Origin of the sequence: Nakamurella sp. UYEF19, from assembly GCF_040546275.1 — a bacterium.
In the GTDB taxonomy this organism is placed as follows: domain Bacteria; phylum Actinomycetota; class Actinomycetes; order Mycobacteriales; family Nakamurellaceae; genus Nakamurella.
Genome location: NZ_JBEPNO010000016.1, coordinates 1 through 22,558, shown reverse-complemented (window position 1 = coordinate 22,558; position 22,558 = coordinate 1). Strand labels below are relative to the sequence as shown.

19 protein-coding genes, 1 tRNA gene and 1 rRNA gene are annotated in these 22,558 nt (G+C 69.3%); 1 reads left to right on the top strand and 20 read right to left on the bottom strand.

Features of this window, described 5'->3' with window-relative positions:
- Positions 1 to 42: 42 nt before the first annotated feature.
- Positions 43 to 116: transfer RNA gene (locus tag ABIB25_RS19540), tRNA-Pro, on the bottom strand.
- Between the two features lie 106 nt (positions 117 to 222).
- Here ABIB25_RS19540 and ABIB25_RS19535 point away from each other — a divergent pair.
- Positions 223 to 972, top strand: coding sequence for an ABC transporter permease (locus ABIB25_RS19535; protein ID WP_354530187.1), 750 nt, complete (start codon positions 223 to 225; stop codon positions 970 to 972).
- A gap of 7 nt (positions 973 to 979) precedes the next feature.
- On the opposite strand, the gene der is transcribed toward ABIB25_RS19535, so the two are convergent.
- The 19 genes from der to rrf all read right to left on the bottom strand — a co-directional run bounded on the left by der (position 980) and on the right by rrf (position 22,412).
- A complete protein-coding gene (der, locus tag ABIB25_RS19530; RefSeq protein WP_354530186.1) occupies positions 980 to 2,440 on the bottom strand; it encodes a ribosome biogenesis GTPase Der in 1,461 nt (486 codons plus the stop codon).
- Positions 2,437 to 3,123 (bottom strand): lysophospholipid acyltransferase family protein, encoded by a 687-nt coding sequence (locus ABIB25_RS19525; protein WP_354530185.1) that lies wholly within the window; start codon positions 3,121 to 3,123, stop codon positions 2,437 to 2,439. Before ABIB25_RS19525 ends, der begins: the two co-directional genes overlap by 4 nt.
- Positions 3,120 to 3,854 (bottom strand): (d)CMP kinase, encoded by a 735-nt coding sequence (gene cmk, locus ABIB25_RS19520; protein ID WP_354530184.1) that lies wholly within the window; start codon positions 3,852 to 3,854, stop codon positions 3,120 to 3,122. Before cmk ends, ABIB25_RS19525 begins: the two co-directional genes overlap by 4 nt.
- Positions 3,851 to 4,684 (bottom strand): pseudouridine synthase, encoded by an 834-nt coding sequence (locus ABIB25_RS19515; RefSeq protein ID WP_354530182.1) that lies wholly within the window; start codon positions 4,682 to 4,684, stop codon positions 3,851 to 3,853. Before ABIB25_RS19515 ends, cmk begins: the two co-directional genes overlap by 4 nt.
- Positions 4,677 to 5,273 (bottom strand): SMC-Scp complex subunit ScpB, encoded by a 597-nt coding sequence (gene scpB, locus ABIB25_RS19510; RefSeq protein ID WP_354530181.1) that lies wholly within the window; start codon positions 5,271 to 5,273, stop codon positions 4,677 to 4,679. Before scpB ends, ABIB25_RS19515 begins: the two co-directional genes overlap by 8 nt.
- Positions 5,270 to 6,127 (bottom strand): segregation and condensation protein A, encoded by an 858-nt coding sequence (locus tag ABIB25_RS19505; RefSeq protein WP_354530180.1) that lies wholly within the window; start codon positions 6,125 to 6,127, stop codon positions 5,270 to 5,272. The genes scpB and ABIB25_RS19505 overlap by 4 nt, the downstream gene beginning before the upstream one ends.
- Positions 6,124 to 7,296: a ParA family protein gene (locus tag ABIB25_RS19500; RefSeq protein WP_354530179.1), complete on the bottom strand. Its 1,173-nt coding sequence runs from the start codon at positions 7,294 to 7,296 to the stop codon at positions 6,124 to 6,126. The genes ABIB25_RS19505 and ABIB25_RS19500 overlap by 4 nt, the downstream gene beginning before the upstream one ends.
- A gap of 183 nt (positions 7,297 to 7,479) precedes the next feature.
- Positions 7,480 to 8,403 (bottom strand): site-specific tyrosine recombinase XerD, encoded by a 924-nt coding sequence (locus tag ABIB25_RS19495; protein ID WP_354530264.1) that lies wholly within the window; start codon positions 8,401 to 8,403, stop codon positions 7,480 to 7,482.
- A 55-nt stretch (positions 8,404 to 8,458) separates the two neighbouring features.
- Entirely contained in the window at positions 8,459 to 9,130 is a 672-nt protein-coding gene (locus ABIB25_RS19490; protein WP_502919857.1) for an NUDIX domain-containing protein, read from the bottom strand.
- A complete protein-coding gene (gene pyrG, locus ABIB25_RS19485; protein WP_354530178.1) occupies positions 9,127 to 10,914 on the bottom strand; it encodes a CTP synthase in 1,788 nt (595 codons plus the stop codon). Before pyrG ends, ABIB25_RS19490 begins: the two co-directional genes overlap by 4 nt.
- A 281-nt stretch (positions 10,915 to 11,195) precedes the next feature.
- Positions 11,196 to 12,134 carry a copper transporter gene (locus tag ABIB25_RS19480; RefSeq protein WP_354530177.1) on the bottom strand — a complete coding sequence of 313 codons (939 nt, stop codon included), beginning with the start codon at positions 12,132 to 12,134 and terminating at the stop codon, positions 11,196 to 11,198.
- Positions 12,134 to 13,300, bottom strand: a complete 1,167-nt coding sequence (gene steA, locus ABIB25_RS19475; protein WP_354530176.1) for a putative cytokinetic ring protein SteA — start codon at positions 13,298 to 13,300, stop codon at positions 12,134 to 12,136. Before steA ends, ABIB25_RS19480 begins: the two co-directional genes overlap by 1 nt.
- A 156-nt stretch (positions 13,301 to 13,456) precedes the next feature.
- Positions 13,457 to 15,214 (bottom strand): DNA repair protein RecN, encoded by a 1,758-nt coding sequence (recN, locus tag ABIB25_RS19470; RefSeq protein ID WP_354530175.1) that lies wholly within the window; start codon positions 15,212 to 15,214, stop codon positions 13,457 to 13,459.
- A gap of 269 nt (positions 15,215 to 15,483) precedes the next feature.
- Positions 15,484 to 16,377, bottom strand: coding sequence for an NAD kinase (locus tag ABIB25_RS19465; RefSeq protein ID WP_354530174.1), 894 nt, complete (start codon positions 16,375 to 16,377; stop codon positions 15,484 to 15,486).
- The gene (locus tag ABIB25_RS19460) at positions 16,374 to 17,180 is read right to left on the bottom strand and encodes a TlyA family RNA methyltransferase (protein ID WP_354530173.1); all 807 of its coding nucleotides are present in this window, start codon (positions 17,178 to 17,180) and stop codon (positions 16,374 to 16,376) included. The genes ABIB25_RS19465 and ABIB25_RS19460 overlap by 4 nt, the downstream gene beginning before the upstream one ends.
- A gap of 1 nt (position 17,181) precedes the next feature.
- Positions 17,182 to 17,595 (bottom strand): hypothetical protein, encoded by a 414-nt coding sequence (locus ABIB25_RS19455; protein WP_354530172.1) that lies wholly within the window; start codon positions 17,593 to 17,595, stop codon positions 17,182 to 17,184.
- A 125-nt stretch (positions 17,596 to 17,720) separates the two neighbouring features.
- On the bottom strand, positions 17,721 to 18,773 hold the full coding sequence (locus tag ABIB25_RS19450; protein ID WP_354530171.1) for an HAD-IIA family hydrolase: 1,053 nt from the start codon (positions 18,771 to 18,773) through the stop codon (positions 17,721 to 17,723).
- On the bottom strand, positions 18,770 to 19,867 hold the full coding sequence (locus ABIB25_RS19445) for a tetratricopeptide repeat protein (RefSeq protein ID WP_354530170.1): 1,098 nt from the start codon (positions 19,865 to 19,867) through the stop codon (positions 18,770 to 18,772). The genes ABIB25_RS19450 and ABIB25_RS19445 overlap by 4 nt, the downstream gene beginning before the upstream one ends.
- Positions 19,868 to 22,295: 2,428 nt before the next feature.
- A 5S ribosomal RNA gene (gene rrf, locus ABIB25_RS19440) occupies positions 22,296 to 22,412 on the bottom strand.
- Positions 22,413 to 22,558 lie beyond the last annotated feature (146 nt).

Here is a 22,558-nt window from a genome sequence, read left to right as displayed (position 1 = left end):
CGAAAGCCGCAACCACTCTGAGTGAGAGTCGTTGCGGCCTAGTCGGGATGACAGGATTTGAACCTGCGACCCCTTGACCCCCAGTCAAGTGCGCTACCAAGCTGCGCCACATCCCGGCCGCCCGGCATGCCGGGCCTGACCAGACTACCGCAGCGCGCATGATGGTCCGGACCGCCCGCACGCCCCGGGCCGGACTCACGAGGAGATGCGCTGAACACCGTCATGATCGGCCCGCTGCTCGCGGTCCTCCTCGTGGTGATCGCCGCTGCGGCCGCGCTGATCGTCAAGCTGCTCGAGCTGGGGCGGGCCCGGGACACCCTGATCGCCGTCGCCCGTGCCATCGTCCAACTGGCCGCCGTCTCGCTCATCATCGGGTTCGTCCTCCGGTCATGGTGGCTGACTGCGGCGTTCCTGACGTTGATGACGGTCGTCGGCGGCGGGACCTCCGCGAAGCGGATCACCGGGTCCTTGCGGCTCCGATCCTGGTGGGCGGTGGTGCCGATCCTGGCCGGCCTGCTCCCGACGCTCACGCTGATCCTGGCCAGCACCGTCGTCCCGCTGCACCCCGTCGCGGTGCTGCCCAGCGCCGGCATCCTGATCGGCGGCGCCATGACGGCCACCTCGCTGGCCGGCCGCCGCACCGCGGAAGAGCTGACGTCGCGGAGAGGTGAGTACGAGGCGGCACTCTCGCTCGGTTTCCTGCGGCGGGACGCGGTGATCCTGGTGGCTCGCCCCGCCGCCGCCTTGGCGCTGATCCCCGGGATGGACCAGACCAGGACCGTCGGTCTGGTGACACTGCCCGGCGCCTTCGTCGGCGTCCTGCTGGCCGGCGCCTCGCCCTGGCAGGCCGGCGCCACCCAGGTGCTCGTCCTGGTGGCTCTGCTGCTGGTCCAGTCCATCGCAGTGGCCGTCACGGTCGAACTGATCGCCGCCGGCCTCCTGCCCGCCGGCGGCGCAGTGCTGCCGGAGTAGACCGGATCTACTTCTTGGCGCCGCGCTTCTCCCGGACGCGGACGTTGACGCGGACCGGCGAGCCCTTGAAGCCGAAGTCCTCGCGGAGACGACGCTCGATGAACCGGCGGTAGCCGGCCTCGAGGAAACCGGTGGTGAACAGCACGAACGTCGGCGGGCGGTTGCCGGCCTGCGTCGCGAACATCACCCGCGGCTGCTTGCCGCTGCGCACCGGCGGCGGGGTGCCCTGGATCAGCGTGCCGAGCCAGTTGTTCAGCTGTCCGGTCGGGATCCGCTTGTCCCACGAGTCGAGCGCGGTTCGCAGCGCCGGCGCCAGCCGGTGGACGGCCCGGCCGGTCTTGGCGGAGATGTTGATGACCTCGGCCCACTGCACCCGGTTGAGGTCGCGGTCCAGTTCACGTTCGATCTCCTCACGACGGTCGCCGTCGACGAGGTCGGCCTTGTTCATCGCGATCACCAGCGCCCGGCCGGACTCGATCACCATCGTCATCACCCGCTGGTCCTGCTCGGACAGCGGCGAGGACGAGTCGATCAGCACGACCGCGACCTCGGCCGATTCCAGCGCGGACTGCGTCCGGAGCGACGCGTAGAACTCCATGCCCTTGGCCTGGTGCACCCGCTTGCGGAGGCCCGCGGTGTCGACGAAACGCCAGATCTCGCCGTCCAGTTCGACCAGCGAGTCGACCGGGTCGATGGTGGTCCCGGCGACCGAGTCGACCACCGAGCGCGACTCGCCCGACAGCTTGTTCAGCAGGGAGGACTTACCGACGTTGGGCTTACCGAGCAGCGCGACCCGTCGCGGGCCGCCCTGGTTCGCGGCGAACTCGGACGGAGCCTCGGGCATGGCCGCCATGATCGCGTCGAGCAGGTCACCCGATCCGCGGCCGTGCAACGCGGACACCGGCCACGGCTCGCCGAGCCCGAGGTTCCACAGCGCGGCAGCGTCGGCGAGGGTGCGCTCGTCGTCGACCTTGTTCGCCACCAGGATGACGGGCACCTTGGACCGGCGGAGTACCTTCGCGATGGCCTCGTCGGTGTGGGTGGCGCCGACCGAGGCGTCCACCACCACCAGCACGGCGTCGGTGGTCTTCATCGCCCGTTCGGCCTGCAGCGCGACTTCGGCGGCCATACCTTGCGCGTCGGGCTCCCAACCGCCGGTGTCGACCACGGTGAACCGGCGTCCGGCCCACAGCGCGTCGTAGGACACGCGATCCCGGGTGACTCCGGGGATGTCCTGGACGACGGCCTCGCGGCGGCCGATGATGCGGTTGACCAACGTCGACTTCCCGACGTTGGGCCGGCCGACGATGGCCAGCGTCGGGGCCGGGACGACCGGTCCCCCTTCGCCTTCGCCGTCGATGTCGTTCTCCCAGCCGGCGAATTCCGACTCCTCGGTCCAGATGCCGTCGCCCGCAGCCGACTCCGCAATACCGTCGCTGAACGCCTTGCCCTCGCTGAATTCAGTCATTTCTTTGCCTTCTCATTCGTGGTGCTGCTGATCGCCTTGTCGAGCTGGATCACCAGCGAGGACAACCGATCTCGTATCAGGTCTGTGGCGGCGTCGACGGCTTTCCTGCCGGCGCCGGCCGGGATGGGGAACGGGTCACCGATCAGCACGCGCACCGGCGGCCGGAACCGCCGGCGGGAACCGTCGGGCCGCGCGGTACCGCGGACGGCCACCGGCAGGACGGCCGCTCCGGCCCTGGTGGCCAGCCAACCGGCACCGCCGGAGATGTTCTGCACCGTGCCGTCACCGCGGGTGCCTTCCGGGAAGATTCCGATCGCCCCGCCGGCCTTCAGCTGGGACAGCGCATCCAGCAACGGTTTCCGGTCCGGGACGTCGCGGTGGATCGCATACTGTCCGACGTTCCTCAGCAACCAGCCCATCGGACCGGTCACCGCCTCCGCCTTGATCAGGAACGAGACCCGGCGCGGCAGCGCGCCGAAGAGCACCGGACCGTCGAAGAAGTTCGAGTGGTTCGCGACGACGACCAGTGGGCCGGTCGCGGGCACCCGTCCGGCACCCGTCACCCGCTGCCGGTACATCAGCAGCGACAGCGCAATACCGATGCGGCGCCCGCGGTCCATGCCCTTGTGGCCGGCAGACTCCGGCGTCGGGTCGTCATCACCACCGAGGTGCCACCACCTCATCGGATGCCCCGGGACCGGGCCAGTTCCAGCACCTCGTCGACCGTCTCGGACAATTCGAGCGAGGACGAATCGAGCACCACTGCGTCAGCCGCTGCCTGGAGCGGAGCATGGGCTCGGGTGGCATCGTGGGTGTCGCGGCGCTCGAGATCCTGGGCCACCGCCGCGAGATCGAGTCCCGACACGTGCGAACCGGCTGCTGCACCGACGTTCTGGGTATGCCGACGACGGGCGCGCTCGGCCGCATCGGCCGTCAGGTAGATCTTCAGGTCGGCTTCGGGCGCGATCACCGTCCCGATGTCCCTGCCCTCCACCACCATTCGCCCCGAATGTGCGAGCAGCTGCTGCCGATCGAAGAGCCAGGCCCGCACCGACGGGTTCGCCGACACCGGCGTCACCGCGAGAGTGACGTCCTGCCCGCGGATCTCGTCGCTGACGTCCACGCCGTGCAGGATGTGGGCCTGGTGGCCCGGCCCCTGCGGCGAGGAGAAGTTGAGCCCCTCGAGCACCTCGACCACCGCCGTCGAGTCCACCGGATCGACCCCGGCGCGCAGCACGGCCAACGTCACCATGCGGTACATCGCCCCGGTATCCAGGTAGCCGGCCCCGAGCGCGGCGGCCACCCGACGCGCGACGGTGGACTTGCCCGTCCCCGATGGGCCATCGATCGCGATGATGAAAGTGCCTGCCTCGCCTGATCTCTCACCGCTGGTCCGGCTGCCGCCCCGGCTCATAGGCCGACAGCCTTGTACAGCAGGGCGATCTCGACCGGGTTCAGCTTGCGCAGGGTGCCCGGACGCTGGTGCCCGAGCTGCACGTCACCGATCTTGGTGCGTACCAGCCGCGACACCGGGTGGCCGACCTCGCCGAGCAGCCGCCGGACGATGTGCTTGCGGCCCTCGTGCAGCACTACCTCGACGACCGCGCGGCCGGCGTGCAGGTCGACCACGTCGAAGTGGTCGATCTTGGCGATGCCGTCGTCCAGTTCGATCCCGGCGCGCAGGCGCCGACCAAGATCGCGCGGGACCGGGCCCGGGATCTCGGCCATGTAGGTCTTCATGACGCTGTAGGACGGGTGCGTCAGCCGGTGGGCCAGTTCACCGTCATTCGTCAGCAGCAGCAGACCCTCGGAATCCATGTCGAGCCGTCCGACGTGGAACAGCCGCTCCGGACGGTCGACCAGCAGCTGGCCGATGTGCGGCCGGCCGAGCTCGTCGGACATGGTGGACAGCATGCCGGGCATCTTGTTCAGCGCCAGGTAGACCTGGTCCTCGCGGACCACGATCCGGTTGCCGTCCACGTGCACCACGGCGTTGTCCGGGTCGATGCGCAGACCCATCTCCTTGACCACGACGCCGTCGACCTTGACCCGGCCGAGCTTGATCAGTTCCTCGGCCTTGCGGCGCGAGGCGACACCGGCAGCGGCCAGCACCTTCTGCAGGCGGACCCCCTCGGCGTTGGCGTCGTCGCCCGAGTCGAATTCGAGGTCGCCCGGGTTGATCCGGCCGGTGTTCTTGAGCCTGGTGGAGGGGTTCCGCTTCTTGGCGGGAGGGTTGTCATTCATCTTCGAGGGTGTCGATTTCCGGGAGCAGGGGGCCAAGGGAAGGAAGGTCCTCGAGGCTGGAGAGCCCGAGCCGTTCGATGAACAACTCGGTCGTGCGGTACAGCAGGCCACCGGTTTCGGAGTCCTGCCCGACTTCTTCGATCAGGCCGCGGGCGACCAGGGTGCGGATGACGCCGTCGACGTTGACACCGCGGACACCGGCGATGCGTGCTCTGGTGACCGGCTGCCGATAGGCGATCACGGCCAGCGTCTCCAGGGCGGCCTTGGAGAGCCGCCCCTGCTGGCCGTCGAGGACGAACCGCTCCACCACCGGCGCGAACCGGTCGCGGGTGTAGAAACGCCAACCGCCGCCCACCTGACGGAGCTCGATGCCAGAGCCCGCCTCGGTGTAGCGCTGGGCCAGCGCGATCAATTCCGCCCTGACCCGGTCGGCGCCGAGCCCGATGGCCGTGGCCAGGGTGGATTCGGTGGCCGGCGAGTCGACCACCAGCAGCACGGCCTCGAGCGCGCCGACCACATCGTGCTCCGGGACGATGCCGACGGTGGCCTCGATCGGGCTCTCCTCGGCGAGCTCCTCCGGGGCGGTCATTCGTACTCCTCGTCGACGATCACACCGGCCGGGTCGGGGACGTCGCCGGTCCAGCGAACCATCAACAGCCCCAACGGTTCCGGCTGGTCGAACGCCACCGCGGCCTCGCGATACAGGTTCAGCAGCCCGAGGAACCGGGCCACCACCTCCATGGTCTGCGTGCACCCGGCGATCAGCTCGCCGAACGTCGCCTGACCCCTGGCCGCCAACAGTTCCCGGATGGCTGCGGTGTGCAGCGCGACGGAGACCGGGGAGGAGTGGATGTGATCCAGCGACACCGAAGGCGGCGGCGGCTTGGGCAGGAACACCCCGGCCGCCATTTCAGCGAAACGTGCCGCGTCCATGCCGATCTGCACCTCGGGCAGCAACCCGAGGTAGCGGTCCTCGAGCGTGACGGCCCGCGGGAAGCGCCGCAGCGCAGCGGCTTCCAGCTCCTGGAACAGCACGGTGACCTGCTGGTAGGCCCGATAGGCCAGTAGCCGCGCGAACAACAGGTCACGGGCCTCGAGCAGATCGATGTCCGCGTTGTCCTCGACCTCGCCGTCGGGCAGCAGCCTTGCGGCCTTGAGATCCAGCAGGGTGGCGGCCACCACCAGGAACTCGGTGACGACGCCGAGGTCGACATCCTTGCCCATCGTGCGGATGTGGCGGATGAAGTCGTCGGTGACGGTGTGCAGCGCCACTTCGGTGACGTCCATCCGGTGCTGCCCGATCAACTGCAGCAGCAGGTCGAACGGACCCTCGAAGTTGGCCAGGTGCACGTGGAATGACGGCCGCGCGCCAACCAGCTCCGGTGTGCTTGGAGAATCTGGCGACGCTGCGGCCGGGGTGATGACCCCCGCCCGCGCGGTCATCTCGCGATCACTTCCCGTGCGAGGGTGCGAAATGCTTCTGCCGCAGGCGATGTCGGTGCATAGGTGGTGATGGGTTCGCCGGCCACCGTGGTCTCCGGGAACTTCACCGTGCGGGCCACGACGGTGTCGTAGACGTCATCGCCGAAGCGCTGCACCAACATCGCGACGACCTCGCGGGCGTGCACGGTGCGGCCGTCGAACATGGTGATGAGGACCCCGTCGATCTCGAGGTCCGGGTTGATCCGGTCCTTGACCTTGTCGATGGTGTCCACCAGCAGCGCGACCCCGCGAAGCGAGAAGAACTCGGCCGCAACGGGCATGATCACGCCGTGGGCGCAGGCCAGGGCGTTGACGGTGAGCAGGCCCAGCGACGGCTGGCAGTCGATCAGGATGTAGTCGTACTCGTGGAGCATCGGGCGCAGCGCACGGGCCAGGGTGTGCTCGCGCCCGACCTCGTTGATCAGCTGCACCTCGGCGGCCGAGAGATCGATGTTGGCCGGCAGCAGGTCCATACCCTCGACGCGGGTCGGCACCAGCACGTCGGTGATGGTGGTGTTCTTCTCCAGCATGAGGTTGTAGATGGTGCGGTCGAGTTCGTGGGGCGGCACCCCGATCCCGAGTCCGGCGGACAGTGCGCCCTGGGGGTCCAGGTCGACGAGCAGGACACGCCGGCCGTACTCGGCGAGCGCCGCACCCAGGTTCAGGGTCGACGTGGTCTTGCCGACGCCACCCTTCTGGTTGCACATGGCGATGACCCGCGCCGGTCCGTGTGAGTTGAGGACCGCCGGTTCGGGGATGGAACGCCGCGGCCGACCGGTCGGGCCCATCTCGGATTCTGGCGGTTCGGGCTTGGCGATCAGCGCCGGGACGACCTCGTCCTCGGCCGGCGTCACTGCACTGTTCCGGATAGAACCATTCGAGCCGGCACCGTTGGCATCGGTGTCGGGCTCGGCATTGGACACCGCAACTTTCTGGGCAGCGGCCAACTCGTCGTCAGGAGCAGTGTCGTCGGCGGGAACGACCTGATCGGGAGCCGACTCTTCACCGGCAGCACCGTTCGAGAACGGCTGGTCGTCCGGGGCAGAGCTCTGGAAGGAGAAAGGGCTGCTGGTCTGTGGCCGTGGAGCCCCGGCGGCGGCGATCCACGCTGCGTCGTCCGAATCACTCATCGGTCGTCAAACTCCCACTTCATCTCCAGTCGTCATCCCGACGACCTCCCCAGGGTAGGCGGGCGAGGTCGAAAGGACCAATGCGACCCGCGGTGGAGGGCCGACCCGCTTCGTTCCCGACCAGTGTCCGGCGCCGATCAAGGCCTGGAGGATGACACGAGAACTGCAGCGCGGACAAGCAGATCAGCGAGCCCGCGGGTGGGCCATCGCGTACACCTCGCGCAGCGCGTCGACCGTCACCAGCGTGTAGATCTGCGTGGTCGTCACCGATGCATGGCCGAGCAGTTCCTGCACCGACCGGACGTCCGCACCGCCCTCCAGCAGGTGGGTTGCGAACGAGTGGCGGAGGGTGTGCGGCGACACCGGCCCGCGCTCGGCGGAGACACCGGATTTCTCCGCCGCATCGCGGAGCACCTGCCACGCCGACTGGCGGGACAGCCGGCCGCCGCGGACGTTGAGGAACACCGCATGATCTCCCTTGCCGGCCGCTGCGAGGGCCGGCCGACCGCGGACCAGATAGGCGGAGATCGCCACGGAGGCGAACGAGCCGACCGGGACCATCCGCTCCTTGGATCCCTTGCCGCGCAGGCGAACCACCGGGTGGGAGGACAGGTCGGCCACGTCATCGACGACCAGTCCCACCGCCTCGCTGATCCGCGCTCCGGTGGCGTAGAGGAACTCCAGCAGCGCCCGGTCCCGCAGCGAACGCGGATCATCGCCCGACGCCGATTCCAGGATCGCCGTGATCAGCTCGACCGGCAGCGCCTTGGGTAGGCGCCGGCCTGCCGCGGGCGGATGGACGTCACCGGAGGGATCGACGGTGGTCGCCGATTCGGCGAGCAGGAAACGGTGCCACCCGCGGACGGCCACCACCGCCCGGGCCGCGGACGACGGGGCCAGTGCGGGATGCCCGAGCCAGCCCTCGCGCAGCGACACCAGGTATCCGCTCACATCGGTCGCCCGTATGTCGGACACGGCCAGGATGCCCTGCTGGGCGCAGTAGGACAGGTAGCGCTCGAGGTCCCGGCGGTAGGCCAGCAGGGTGTTGCGAGCCACACCACGCTCGACGGCCAGGTGGTCCAGATATCCGCGTAGGGCGGACGTCAGCGCGGGTGAAGGAACGGCCCGCTCGTCGGTGGCGGTCTGGTCGACAACGCCGGAATCAGCCACCGTGGCGCAGCACCGGCGCGTCCGGCACCCCGGGACCGGTGTGCACGACGCCGGCGCCAGAGGTCCAGTCCGCGTCCGCCGGACGCAGGACGCCGGGACCACCAGACGGAGCGATCCCCAGCACGATGGAGGCGGCCAGCAGGCCGGCCACGGCGGAGGCATTGACGATGTCCCCGGCGAGGGCGGCGCGCACGGCATCGGCCAGCGCCACCCGGGAGATCTTCAGGTCGGCCTCCTCGTGCTCGATGGCGCCCTGCCGGCCGATGTCGGTCAGCCCGGTGGCCAGGAAGACCCGGACCACCTCGTCGGTGAACCCGGGTGAGGTGGCGACGTCGAGCAGGACCGACCAGTCGGTGGCCTCGATCCCCGTTTCCTCGGCCAGTTCCCGGGCCGCGGCGGGTTGGGCCGACTCCCCGTCGATGTCCATCAGTCCGGCGGGCAGCTCCCACAGCCGGCGGCGCATCGGATGGCGGAACTGCTCGATCATCACCACCCGACCCGCGTCGTCGACGGCCACCACGGCGACCGCGCGATCGTGCCCGACCACCTCACGCTTGGCGGTACCGCCGCCGGGCATCGTCAGGGTGTCGATCCGGACGGTGGCGATGCGTCCACGGAAGGCCACCTCGCTGTCGATGACGGAGAAGATCTCCGGATCGGTCACCGGGCGACCGCGGGTTCGGGCATTTCCAGCACATCGATGTCGGTCCCGACCGCCGCAGTGGCATCGGCTTCGTCGCGCGAGGAGAGCGGCAGTCGCTCGGATTCCAGGTAGTCGAGGGCCGCCCTGACGAACGACGAGAACAGCGGGTGCGGCCGCGTCGGACGCGACTTGAACTCCGGGTGCGCCTGGGTCGCGACCAGGTACGGGTGCTGGGAGCGGTCGAGCTCGACGAACTCCACCAGCGACGAGTCCGGCGACGTCCCGGACAGGTGCAGACCGGCAGCCTCCAGACGGTCGCGGTAGGCGTTGTTGACCTCGTAGCGATGACGATGCCGTTCGGTGACCGACGTTGCTCCATAGATCTCTGCGACCAGGCTGCCCTCGGCGAGCCGCGCCGGGTACGAACCCAGGCGCATGGTGCCGCCCATGTCCCTGACCCCGGAGACCACATCGGTCTGGTCCGCCATCGTCGCGATCACCGGATCGGCGGCGTTCGCGTCGAACTCGGCCGAGTTGGCCCCGCCGAGACCCGCCAGGTTGCGGGCCACCTCGATCACGATGCACTGCAGGCCGAGGCACAGTCCCAGGAGTGGGACCTTGTTGGTCCGGGCGTACTGGATCGCGCCGAGCTTCCCCTCGATGCCGCGGACGCCGAAACCACCGGGGATCAGCACCCCCTGCACGTCCCCGAGCGCCGCGGCGGCACCGGCCGGCGTGCCGCAGTCGTCGGAGGCGACCCAGACGATCTCCACCCGGGCGTCGTTGCCGAACCCACCCGCGCGCAGCGCCTCGGTCACCGAAAGGTAGGCGTCCGGGAGGTCGATGTACTTGCCCACCAACGCGATCCGGACGGTCTCGGACGGGTGGTGCACGCGCTCGAGGAGCTGGCCCCAGAGCGTCCAGTCGACGTCCTTGAACGACAGGCCCAGCCGCCGGACGACGTAGGCGTCGAGGCCCTCGGTGTGCAGCACCTTCGGGATGTCGTAGATCGACGGCGCATCGGGGCAGGCGATGACGGCCTCGGCGTCGACGTCGCACATCAGCGAGATCTTGCGCTTGAGACCTTCCGGGATGTCACGGTCGGCACGGCAGACCAGCGCGTCGGGCTGGATACCGATGTTGCGCAGCGCGGCGACCGAGTGCTGGGTCGGCTTGGTCTTGAGCTCGCCCGACGGCGCGAGGTACGGGATCAGCGAGACGTGCAGGAAGAAGACGTTGTCACGGCCCAGGTCGTGACGGACCTGGCGGGCCGCCTCGAGGAACGGCAGGGACTCGATATCGCCGACGGTGCCACCGATCTCGGTGATCACGACGTCCGGGCTGTTCCCATCAGGACCCGGCTCGGCCATCGCCGTGATCCGGTCCTTGATCTCGTTGGTGATGTGCGGGATGACCTGGACGGTGTCGCCGAGGTACTCACCGCGGCGTTCCCGGGCGATGACGCGGGAGTAGACCTTGCCGGTGGTGACGTTGGCGTCGGCGGACAGGTCGCGGTCCAGGAACCGCTCGTAGTGGCCGATGTCCAGGTCGGCCTCGGTGCCGTCCTCGGTGACGAAGACCTCGCCGTGCTGGAAGGGGTTCATGGTGCCGGGGTCGACGTTGAGGTAGGGATCCAGCTTCTGCATGGTGACCCGCAGACCGCGGGAGGTGAGCAGCCGGCCGAGGCTGGACGCCGTCAGACCTTTGCCCAGGGAGGATGCGACTCCGCCGGTGACGAAGATGTGCTTGGTGATGTGTACCGATACCGGCAAGACGACTCCCGTGTGCTCGAAGGCCTGAGGCATTCTCGATGCAGGTGACCGGTCTTTTGACCATCACTCCACGGAATTTGACCCTAACACCCCGGCGCCGTTTCCCGGGCGAGTCGGGCCGAGGCGTCCGCGACGGCCCGCGCTCATGAACGTCGCGGTTTTGGGACCGGTGGGACGCGAATCGACCCGATCATGAGCGCCGACGAAGATGATAAGCGCGCGGCCCGGATGATCAGCGCGGCAACGGCAGCGGCCCGGCTCCTCCCCGTCGCGCGAGGAGAAGCCGGGCCGTAGTCCGTCTGGCGAAGCGAGTCTCAGCCGACGCCGAGGGTGGGAATCTGCGCCTGGGCGCTGGCGGCGAAGCCGTATCGTCCGACTCCCCCACCGTTCTGCTCGACCAGGCCGAGCACGGTGGCGAGCTGGCCGGAGGGCGTGTCGACGTTGTCGACGGTGCTGACCACGGCAGAGCTGGCGGTGTTGCCCCTGATCACGCCCACGCTGCCGGTGGTCCCGTCGGACCCCGAGCTGCCGGCGACGATGACACCGCCCGCGGACTGCTTGAGCTGAGCGGCCAGGTCAGCGATGGCGGCGGCGCGGTCCGCCTCGGAGCCGCCGGTGAGAGCGCCGCCGGTGAGGATGACGACCAGACGGCCGGGCACCACCGTGCCGGACGCCTGCAGGAACCCGCCGCTGGCGAACGCGGACAATGCCGCCGTGGCCTGGTCGGCCTTGGTGGTGGTCTTGCCGGTCTTGTCGGTCAGCAGGACGGAGGCGAGCAGCCCGCCGGCCACCGCACCCACCTGGGAGACGGCCGGCAGCTTCGCGCCGGTCGGCAGCATGCGCGCGGACAGCGTGCGCAGGTCGTCGGCGTGGCTCGGATCGGTGAAGTCGGCGGTCAGCTGGATCTGCGCGGTCACCTTCGCGCCGGCGCGGGCCAGCAGGGACAGCAGGGCATCGCGGGCACCCGGGTCGGAGTCGGCCGTGGTGATCAGCACGACGGTGGCGTTCGGCAGGGTGCCGCGAACGGCCAGTGCTCCGACCGAAGACGCGAACTTGTCGTCGGAGGAGACCCTGGCGCCCAGCGAGGTGTTGTTGCTGGTCAGCGTTTCGTTCTGGCTGGAGAGGTCGGTCTTGTCCGTCTGCAGCCCGGCCAGGATGGGCGATGAGATCTTGGTGGCACCCAGGACGATGCCCAGGGCGAGCGCCAGGAAGATCGCGGCCAGCGAGACGATGTGATATCGCATGGAGATCATCAGAAGAGCCCCTTGACCCAGTTGGCGAAGTCGTTCCACCACTGCCGGGCGAGATCGACGTAGGTGTGCGAGACGTCGGAGACCAGTAGGGCCCCGATGATGGCGGCGATCGCCACGATCATCAGCAGCGCCACCAACCACCAGGAGATGCGCGCCTTGTAGAGCCGCGCGACGGCGGGCGCCTCGACGATCTTGTTGGCCACCCGCATCCGGACCAGGAAGGTCGACGCGGCACCGCCCTTGTGGTCCAGCAGATCGGTCAGGGTGGTGTGCATGCCGACCGTCACGATCAGGCTGGCCTCGCGTGCATCGGCCAGCAACAGGGCGAGATCCTCGGTGGTCCCGGTAGCCGGGAAGGTCACGGCGCCGAGGCCGAGATCCTGCAGTCGTTCCAGACCCGGTGCGTGCCCGTCGATGTCTGCCGGGATGACGACCTCCGCACCGCCGCGCAGGGTGTCGGGACCGACCTCCTCCGGGTTGCCGATGATCAGGTTCGGCTTGTAGCCGGCCTCACGAAGTGCGTCGGCGCCCCCGTCGACGCCGACGAGTACGGGGTGGTAGTCGGCGATGTACTTCTTCAGCGACTTGAGTTCTGCCTTGGTCTCGGCCCCTGCCGCGACGATCAGCACCTGACGACCGGCCATCTTGGTCGCGATCTCCGGGATGCCAACGCCGTCCAGCAGCAATGAGCGCTCGCGCTTCATGTACTCGATGGCGTTGGCCGCGAACGCCTCGAGCTGGGCGGACATGCCGGCCTTGGCCTCGATCAGCAGATCGGCCACCGACTCGGGAGTCTGCTCGACGCCCTCGGCGACCAGTTCCTCACCCAGGTACACCGCAGCTCCGTCGAGGCGGATCTTCGCGCCGTCCTTGAGACGGGTGAAGATCTTCTCCCCGACGTCGTCGATGAGGATCACGCCGGAGGCGACGAGGATCTCCGGGCCGAGGTTGGGGTAGCGCCCGGAGATCGACGGCGCGCAGTTGACCACCGCGGAGACCCCGGACCGGACCAGGGCGTCAGCAGTCGCCCGGTCGATGTCGATGTGGTCGATGACGGCGATGTCGCCGTCGCTCAACTTGCTCAGCAAGGTGTCACTGCGTCGCGACACCCGTGCGACGCCTGTGACTCCTGGCAACGCGCGTGACTGGCGTGACAAGAGTTTCATGAGCCGATGGTGACAGCCTCGCTACGCAAAACGCGGGAGGCGCGTCGAGATTTTCGGCACGAGAGGGCTTGATCTTTCCGCAGGACAGAGCTCGGTCGCTCTGCAGGAGAAGGCCCGATCGCTCTGCGGGAACGGATCGATCGCTGCCAGAGGGTGTCAGGTGCGGGAGGTCGACGTCTTGCTGCGCTTGCGCTTTGCGACGGCGGCCGTCAGCAGGTCGGCGGCATGGGCCCGTGCGGTGACCCCGTCGGTGCCACCGAGCATCCTGGCCAACTCGAGTTCGCGCTGCGTTCCGGAGACCTCCCGGACGGCCGACGACCCCACCGCATCACCAGGCCCGGCGTCGACCAGGTAGTGGCGGTCGGCAAAGGCCGCGACCTGCGCGAGGTGGGTGACCACGATGACCTGGTGGTCGCGGGCGAGCATGGCGAGCCGCCGGCCGATCTCGGTCGCCGCACGGCCACCGACCCCGGCGTCCACTTCGTCGAAGACCATGGTGGCCACCGGGTCCGATGCGGCGAGCACCACTTCGAGAGCGAGCATCACCCTGGACAGCTCACCGCCCGACGCACCCTTGGCGATCGGCAGTTCCGGGGCGCCGTGGTGCGCCACCATCGCGAACTCGACGTGGTCGACACCGTCCGCGCCCGCCACCACCCAGGACTTGCCGATGCGAACGGCGTCGGCGGCCTCCGCCTCGGCAGGCCGATGGGTGACGTTGACCAGGAGCGTCGCGCGGCCCATCGCCAGGTGGACGAGTTCCTGCGTGGCCTCCTCGCCCAGCTTCTTCGCGGCGGTCCGGCGCCGTCGGGTCAGCGCCGTGGCCGCGCCCGCGACCACCTCGGCCAACGACCCGACCCGATCACGCAGCTGGGTCAGCGCCTCGTCGGAGGAGTCGAGGCTCTGCAGCTCCGCCTGCGCCTGCCCGCGCCACTCGAGGACGGCGTCGACATCCGCGCCGTACCTCCTGGTCAGACCGCGGAGGACTGACTGCCGCGACAGCAGGCTCTCCATCCGTTCGGGGTCGGCATCGAGCTCCCCGAGGAATCCGGTCAGGTCCGACGCACTGTCCACCAGCACCGCGGACACCGCATGCAGTTGCGCAGCAAGGGTTTCCAGCCGTTCGTCGCCGGCGGACTCGAGCACCTTCCGAGCCCCCTGGATCAGGCTGACGGCGTTCGCGCCGTCCGGCATCGCCTCGCCGGTCAGCGCGTCCAGAGCGGCCTGGGCGCCGGCCCGCAGCGCATCGGCGTTCTCCAGCCGGCGGACCTCGGCGATCAGCTCGACGTCCTCGGCAGGCTTGGGGTCGATCTTGTCGATCTCGTCCAGGCCGAGCCGCAGCATCTGCTCCCGCTGGGCCCGTTCACGCGCGTTGGACGTCCGATCCGCGAGATCGGCCACCGCCGCCTGCCACTGGGAACGAGCGGCGCGGTAGGCGGTCAGGTCGCGGTCGGAACCGGCGAACCGATCCAGCACCGCGCGTTGGGCCGGGCCCCGCAGTAGGCTGATCGCCTCGGACTGGCCGTGCACGACGATCAGCGGATCGGTGATCTCGGACAGGGTCGACAGCGGGGCCGAGCGGCCACCGATGTGCGCCCGCGAACGACCATCCGCCCCGACCGATCGGACCAGGATCACCGAGCCGTCCTCGTCGGCCGTGCCGCCGACCGCGTCCAGCACCCGGAGCGGCCCCGCGGCCAGCGGACCAGCGATCCTTGCTTCCACCACGGCCCGGTCGGCCCCCGTCCGGACCCGACCCGCGTCACCCCGACCTCCGGTCAGCAGACCGAGCGCGGTGACCACCATGGTCTTGCCGGCGCCGGTCTCGCCCGTCACCACCGTCAGCCCCGGATGAGGCTCGATCACAGCGTCCTGGATCACTCCGAGGCCGCTGATGTGGAGTTCGGTGAGCACGACTTCACGCTATCGGACCGCACCGACCAACGGCCCCCACCACTCCCCCGTGTCGAACGCGTGTTCCCCCCGCCCCTGCCCGCCCCCTGCGCATACAGAAAGGCCCGGCGCATACGTTTCTGCCCAAAATCGCGGATTTCACCTGATTTCGGGCAGTCCTGTATGCGCGCTAGCCCACGCCCGTCTGCGCTAGCCCACACCCTTCTGCGCTAGCCCGAGCCCGTCGGCGCCGTATCGCGAGGGCGCCGTCGTTCCCGCCCTTTCGCCGGTCAGTGACTGCGGCCGCGCCAGCCGTGCACGGGCAGGGAGAACTTGGCGACCAGGCGGTCGGTGAAGGACTGGTCCCCCAGCTTGATCATCGTGACCGGGTGGACTCCGCGTCGCACGTGCACCTTGCTACCGCGAGGCACCTCGTGGGTACGCCGGCCGTCACACGTGACGATCGCGTCGTGACCGGACGGGTCGATGTGCATCGAGACGGTCGACTGCGGCGACACCACCATCGGCCGCGCGAAGAGGGCATGGGCATTCGAGGGCACCACCAGCAGCGCCTCGACGTCCGGCCACATGATCGGACCGCCGGCCGAGAACGCGTAGGCGGTGGACCCGGTCGGGGTGGCGCACAGCACGCCGTCGCAGCCGAACGCCGACACGCCTTTCCCGTCCACCTCGATGACGACGTCGAGAATGCGTTCCCTGGTTGTCTTCTCGACACTGATCTCGTTGAGCGCCCAGCAGGTGTCGATGACCTGTCCCTCGTGCTCGATCACCACGTCGACCGTCATCCGCCGGGAGAGCGTGTAGTTCCGGTCGATGATGAGGGTCAGCACGTCGTCCAGATGGTCCGCCTCGGCCTCGGCGAGAAACCCGACCCGGCCGAGGTTGATCGCGATCACCGGAGTGCGCAGCGGACGCGCGACCTCGGCCGCTCGCAGCAGGGTGCCGTCACCACCGAGCGCAAGGACCAGTTCCACCGGCGACTCCTGCGTGCCGCCGTTCGCCACGCTCTCGTCGAGCATGGTGAGGTCGAGTTCTCTTCCCTCGCCGGGCAACGCCAGCAGTTCGATCGACGCAGCCTCCAGCACCTTCTGCACATGCGTTGCGGTGACATACATGTCGGCACGCCCGGTGTGCGCGACGAGCAGAACACGGCGGTCGGTCATGACGGGCCTTCCTCGATGGCGATTCGGATCAGTGCAGCGGTGCGGTCCTCGTCGACCGGTGCGTTCGCGCGAAGGTGGGCGAAGAATTCCACGTTGCCGCTGGGACCCGGCAGTGGCGAGGCGACCACGCCGGCCACTCCCCAGCCCAGTCGTCCGGCGGCCGCGGCCACCTCGGCTACCGCAGCTGCGCGGTGTGCCGGATCCCGCACCACTCCGCCGGCCCCGAGCCGTTCCTTGCCGACCTCGAACTGCGGTTTCACCATCGGGACCAAGTCGGCGCCGACCCCGGCGCAGGCCGTCAGTGCCGGCAGCACCAGGGACAGCGAGATGAACGACAGGTCGGTGACGATCAACCCGGCCGGGCCACCGATGAGCTCGGGGGTCAATGTCCTGACGTTCGTCCGGTCGAAGATGTCGACCCGCTCGTCGTTCTGCAGCCGCCAGATCAGCTGGCCGTACCCGACGTCGACGGCCACCACCTGCGCGGCGCCCCGGCGCAGCAGCACGTCGGTGAATCCACCGGTCGAGGCGCCGGCGTCCAGGCAACGGCGCCCTTCCACGACGACCTCCGGGAACGCGTCCAGCGCACCGATGAGCTTGTGTGCACCGCGGGAGGCCCAGTTCTCGTCGGCCACGTCGGGTGTGACGTGCAGCGGCGCTGCCGGATCGACGGCGGTCGCCGCCTTGGTGGCGGCCTGACCGGACACGAGCACCCGCCCCGATCTGATCAGCTCGGCCGCCTGCTCCCTGGATCTGGCCAGCCCCCGTCGTACCAGTTCGGCATCCAGACGCGAGCGACGCACGTCAGCGGCTCCGGTCCTGGAACGGACGATTCTGGTCTGGCCGCAGCTCACCTGGACGATGCTGTTGGCCGGGAAGCTGGTCCCCAGGCCGCGGTTGGCCGGGAAGCTGGTCGCCCGGCCGAGGTTGGCCGGGACGCTGCTGCTGATGGCCCGGCTGGGAGTTGTCGCTGTGGCCGGCCTGTCCGGTCACGGCGAGCGAGGTCGTCAGCCGATGATGGATCGCGGCGAAGACCTCGACGTGCCCGGCGAGTGGCAGATCCACCAGTCGTGCCAACTCGGCGTCGATCTCGGCCGGGGTCGGTGCCGCGACCTCAGCAGTCACGGCTGCGGTGGGAGCACGGACCGGCATCGGCGACGGGTTGGCTGACGGCGACGGGAGTCCCGATCCGCTGGGCGGGGCGTTCCGCGGATCCATCGCTCTCCTCATGCTCTCGTTCACAGTTGCAACCTGCGGAAAGGCAATCCCGGCAGGCGGTAGGGTGCAGCGCGTTCGATCACCGGCCCTCACACCACGCTAGACCAGCGCCCGGCCGGGTCGAATCACGCTGCCGTCGGGAAGCCGAATCGTTCCAGAACTGCGGCGGCCGTGGCGTCAGAACCTCGTACGTCGGTTGTGCCGGTGGACCAGGCCAGCGCAGCGAGCAGGGCAAGGGCAGCCAGATCGACGCCGTCGTCCCGCTTCGTTGCGGCCGCATCGACCGCATGCAGCAGAAGGACGGAGTCCGAGGCTTCCACGGTCCACGCACTGGCCGCCGCCGACCGGTCGGCCCCTACATCGGACGCCGGAATCTTCGCCACCCTGGTGCTGTCCACCAGCCCGCGAAGGTCGAACGCGACGTACGTCGGCCGGCGCGCAGGCGGCGCCGCCAACAGGTCGGCCGGGGTCGAAACCCCGGTGAGCACGAACAGACTCGGCATGTCGGCCAACACGGCGGCTTCGATGTCCGTGTCGAGACGGTCGCCAACCACCAACGGACTCGTCGCCGCCGCCCGGCGGACGGCCTCGTCCAAGAGCGGCCGGTTCGGCTTGCCAGCAACCCTCGGCGTCCTATCGGTCGCGGCCATCAGCGCGTGAACCATCGCACCGTTGCCGGGCAGCAGTCCCCGGTCGGTCGGCAGCGTGGTGTCGGTGTTGCTGGCCACCCAGTCGACGCCGGATCGGATTGCGATGCACGCCTCGGCGAGATCGCGCCAACCGGTGTCGGGTGAATGTCCCTGCACCACCGCGACCGGATTGTCGGTGACCAGTCGGACGGGTACGAGCCCGACGTTCGCCACCGCATCGGAGAGCGCCTTGGCACCCACGATGAGCACCGGCGATCCGGCCGGGTGGGTCTGCGCAAGCATGGTGGCAGCCGCCTCCGGAGAGGTCAGCACGTCGACTTCATTTGCAGCTACGCCCATCTCGTTGAGCGCAGCGGCGACCTCGGCCGGTGGGCGCGAAGCGTTGTTCGTGACGAACATCGGCCTGGCCCCGCGCCGCGCGGCCTCGATCAGGGTCGGAACCACGTGCGGGATGACCTGGCCACCGAGGTACACCGTGCCGTCCAGATCCAGCAGGAGCGCGTCCGACTCCTCCACCAGCACCGTCACAGGCCCCCCTCGTTGTGACTGAACAGCGAGCTCATCGATGACGGCGGTGTCGCCGGACGGGCCGGTGTCGGCTCGCTGAGGACGTCATCCAGCTGGGTCGCCCCTGATTCCTCGGCCGAGCTCTCGTCGGCCGAGCTCTCGTCGGCCGAGCTCTCGTCGGCCGAGCTCTCTTCGGTCCCGACCTCGACCTCGGCCGGGGCGTCGACGTCGGCCGGGGCGTCGACCTCGGCCGGGGCGTTCACGATTGCATGCGCCTGATCGTCGTCGAGATCCATGTCGTTGAGCGAGTAGTCGGACCCCTGGTCGACACCACCCGCGGACCCCTCGTCCACGTCGTCCCGTTCGTCTTCGAGCGTGACTTCCAGGGTGTCCGTGACTTCCTCGGTGAGCGGATCCGTCTCGTCGGAGTACCTGCCGGCGACGTCGTCTCCATCGGTGAACTCGCCGTCCAGCTCGACGATCTCGGCATCGGTCGCGCCGACTTCTCCGCCGGCCAGTTCCGTCAGACGGTCGCCGGCATCGGTCTCCTCGTCGGCGTCCGCCTCCGCAGCCTTCATGAAGAAGTCGACGGCCTCCGCTCTACGGTCGGCCTGCAGGAGCAGGTCGGCGTAGGCATAGAACAGCCGCGCGCTGTACGGCTCGACGACTTCCGACCGCACTGCCGCTTCCAGGTGGGCCAACGCGGCATCGAGCTGGCCCAGATCGGCGCGCGCGCCGGCGACGACGATCCGCAACTCAGCGGCAGAACTGGGATCGAGCTCGGCAGCTTCGGCGGACCTCGACATCTCGATCGCCTTCTCCGGGTGACCGAGAGCGCGCTCGCAGTCCGCCATCACGGGCAACTGCCCGGGGCCACCGCTCATCCGACGAGCGGCGCGCAGCTCGGCGATCGCCTCGGCCCATTCGCCGGCACGGTAGGCAACCAGGCCAACCGTCTCCCGGACGACGGCGATCCGTCCGCCCTTGGACCTGGCCGCTCGTGCGTGACGCCATGCCGAGGCCGGGTCCTCCTCGGCGAGCATGCCGGCCATGAATAGGTGCGCGCCGACGAACTCGGCGCCTTCCTTGCTCAGTCCACGGAGATCTCGGCGCACTTCGGGGTCCAGCTCACGGGCATCGGCCCACTCCGGGATGTCCGGCCAGCGTTCACCGATTTCCTCCTCGCGAACACGCGATCCGCGGTCCGGCTCGCGCCGCTCGAATCGAGGAGCGTCGGATTCCGGACGAGAACCGCGGTCGAAACCGGACGCCGGCCGCGTGGCCCGGTCGAAACCGGTCGAGGGCCGACGATCAGTCGCGGGCCTGTCCCGCCAAGACGGTCGGTCGGCCTCCGGACGAGGACGACTCGCGCTAAGCGCGTTCGACCGGTCCACATTCGCGCGGTCGGAGTAGGGCCGGTCACCTCGCGGCCGATCTGAATTTGGCCGATCCGAACTTGGCCGATCCGAACGCAGCCGATCCGAAGTCGAGCGATCAGGAGTCGAGCGATCAGGAGTTGAACGGTCCTGCCACGGACGAGCCGCGGCCACGTCTCTGGCCGACTGCCGATCGTCACGAGGTGGGCCGGAAGGGCCACCTTCACGACGCGGAGCCGGGGACGAATCATCCCGACTAGAAGCCCGACGATCGGAACGCTCGGATCGGTCCGGCTCGGGGCGTGCGGCCCACGAGCGTGCATCGGCGGCGAAACTCTTGCTCTGGTCACTACCGAAGTCGGTCACCGGGCGCACGGGGCGGGTGCTCTCCCCGGATCGGTGCTCGTTTCGATCCCGCGGCTGCGGATCGCGGTTGTATGCCGGACGACTGCTGCGTCCCTCAGTGCGGTCCGCGCGATCACCCCCGGTCCGCTCACCCCCGGTCCGCTCGGAAGCGGGCCGGCCGTACGACGGCCGATCTCCCTCACGCGGCGGGCGCCCGTAGTTGGGGCGGTCGCTGTCTCGCTGAGGGCGGCGATCACCAGCGGGCCGGCCGTACGACGGCCGATCTCCCTCACGCGGCGGGCGCCCGTAGTTGGGGCGGTCGCTGTCTCGCTGAGGGCGGCGATCACCGAAGGCTGCGGGGCGGTCGCCCTCGCGGGCGGGTCGGGCACCGTAGCTGGGACGGTCGCCATCGCGGGCCGGCCGATCCGCCTCGCGAGGCGGCCGGTTGCTGTAAGTCGGACGGTCCGCATCGCGGGCGGGCCGCGCACCGTAGCTGGGACGGTCGCCATCGCGGGCCGGCCGATCCGCCTCGCGAGGCGGCCGCTTGCTGTAGGTCGGACGGTCCGCATCGCGGGCGGGCCGCGCACCGTAGCTGGGACGGTCGCCATCGCGAGCGGGCCGATCCGCATCGCGAGCGGGCCGCGCACCGTAACTCGGGCGGTCACCGTCACGGGCGGGCCGCGCACCGTAGCTGGGACGGTCGCCATCGCGGGCCGGCCGATCCGCCTCGCGAGGCGGCCGGTTGCTGTAGGTCGGACGGTCCGCATCGCGAGCGGGCCGCGCACTGTAGCTGGGACGGTCGCCATCGCGAGCGGGCCGATCCGCCTCGCGAGCGGGCCGCGCTCCGTAACCGGGACGGTCGCCGTCACGAGCCCGACTGGAACCGTAGCTGGGACGATCGCCGTCACGAGAGGGTCGCCGATCGTTGTCGCGAGCCGGTCGATCGTTGTCCGGTGAGGGGCGGCTCCCAAAAATGCGATCATCTGCGGTCTGGCGACGACGCCCAGCCCGATCTGCATCAGGACGATCACGACGGTCAAATCCTGAACGCTCCTGTGCGGACCGGTTCTCGTCCCGCGCACCCAAGCTACCTCGTTCGGAACCATCTGTGGTCGAACCGGTCGCGCCGGTCCGGGGACGGCTTGTTCCACGATCTGCCCAGGCGCGAGGGCGATCAGATGCCGCCCGATCATCGCGCACCGGCTTGCGGTCCGCAAAAGGACGGTCCCGAGCGACGGCTGATCGATCGGACTGAGGGCGGTCCTCTCTGCGAGGGGCCCGATCACCGGAACGGTCGTCAGCGCGGCCATATGCAGGACGATCGGTTCGTGCGGGTCGAGCGGCGGGGTTGTCGGTCCCCTCATGGCGCTTCTCGCGGGGACTGTCACCACCTGCACCACCATGACCATCAGTTCGGCCGTCGCGCGAGCCGTTCGTACGACTCGGCCTGACGCGGTCATCGGGATTTGTCATGGTGCTACTCCGTCACTGTGTATTTGGAAGAGCTTCGTGTTGCCGAGGTGCTGAGTGCTGTCGTCGCTTCAGTGCTGCCTCGCCGCACCATGCTTCGTTCGGTGGTGGCGGCACGGGTACTTCATCCGGACCACGATCATGCGTGCCAGCCCCTCTAGTGTGCGCCATCGTTCCGGATGACGTGCTGTGAGATCACGGGTAACCCGGTGATGTCCGCGGGCGGAGCCGCTGAGGCTGGCCGGAGGCTCAGCGGAGGCTGGCGGTGGCCGAAACCAATTTTTTGGGGACGCCAAAAGGGGAGGCTGGGTGCGAACTATTTCGCACACAACCTCCCCTCGTGGGAATGGTGTTCCGGCGGCGACCTACTCTCCCACACCCTGGCGGGTGCAGTACCATCGGCGCTGAAAGGCTTAGCTTCCGGGTTCGGAATGGGACCGGGCGTTTCCCTCTCGCTATGACCGCCGTAACTCTGTGAAGATGTTCGGTGCGCACCCCTGCCCGTGGCTGTGGGCAGGGCGCAGCGGTTCCGTGTCTTCAGAACCGCACAGTGGACGCGTAGCATTTTTGTGGTAAGTCCTCGGCCTATTAGTACCAGTCAGCTGCATGCGTTGC

What these genes read in the sequence shown, in the direction of transcription:
- ABIB25_RS19535 (WP_354530187.1), top strand. Translation starts at nt 223, where the DNA reads ATGATCGGCCCGCTGCTCGCGGTCCTCCTCGTGGTGATCGCCGCTGCG.
- der (WP_354530186.1), bottom strand. Translation starts at nt 2,440, where the DNA reads ATGACTGAATTCAGCGAGGGCAAGGCGTTCAGCGACGGTATTGCGGAG.
- ABIB25_RS19525 (WP_354530185.1), bottom strand. Translation starts at nt 3,123, where the DNA reads ATGAGGTGGTGGCACCTCGGTGGTGATGACGACCCGACGCCGGAGTCT.
- cmk (WP_354530184.1), bottom strand. Translation starts at nt 3,854, where the DNA reads ATGAGCCGGGGCGGCAGCCGGACCAGCGGTGAGAGATCAGGCGAGGCA.
- ABIB25_RS19515 (WP_354530182.1), bottom strand. Translation starts at nt 4,684, where the DNA reads ATGAATGACAACCCTCCCGCCAAGAAGCGGAACCCCTCCACCAGGCTC.
- scpB (WP_354530181.1), bottom strand. Translation starts at nt 5,273, where the DNA reads ATGACCGCCCCGGAGGAGCTCGCCGAGGAGAGCCCGATCGAGGCCACC.
- ABIB25_RS19505 (WP_354530180.1), bottom strand. Translation starts at nt 6,127, where the DNA reads ATGACCGCGCGGGCGGGGGTCATCACCCCGGCCGCAGCGTCGCCAGAT.
- ABIB25_RS19500 (WP_354530179.1), bottom strand. Translation starts at nt 7,296, where the DNA reads ATGAGTGATTCGGACGACGCAGCGTGGATCGCCGCCGCCGGGGCTCCA.
- pyrG (WP_354530178.1), bottom strand. Translation starts at nt 10,914, where the DNA reads ATGCCTCAGGCCTTCGAGCACACGGGAGTCGTCTTGCCGGTATCGGTA.
- ABIB25_RS19480 (WP_354530177.1), bottom strand. Translation starts at nt 12,134, where the DNA reads ATGATCTCCATGCGATATCACATCGTCTCGCTGGCCGCGATCTTCCTG.
- steA (WP_354530176.1), bottom strand. Translation starts at nt 13,300, where the DNA reads ATGAAACTCTTGTCACGCCAGTCACGCGCGTTGCCAGGAGTCACAGGC.
- ABIB25_RS19465 (WP_354530174.1), bottom strand. Translation starts at nt 16,377, where the DNA reads ATGACCGACCGCCGTGTTCTGCTCGTCGCGCACACCGGGCGTGCCGAC.
- ABIB25_RS19455 (WP_354530172.1), bottom strand. Translation starts at nt 17,595, where the DNA reads ATGGATCCGCGGAACGCCCCGCCCAGCGGATCGGGACTCCCGTCGCCG.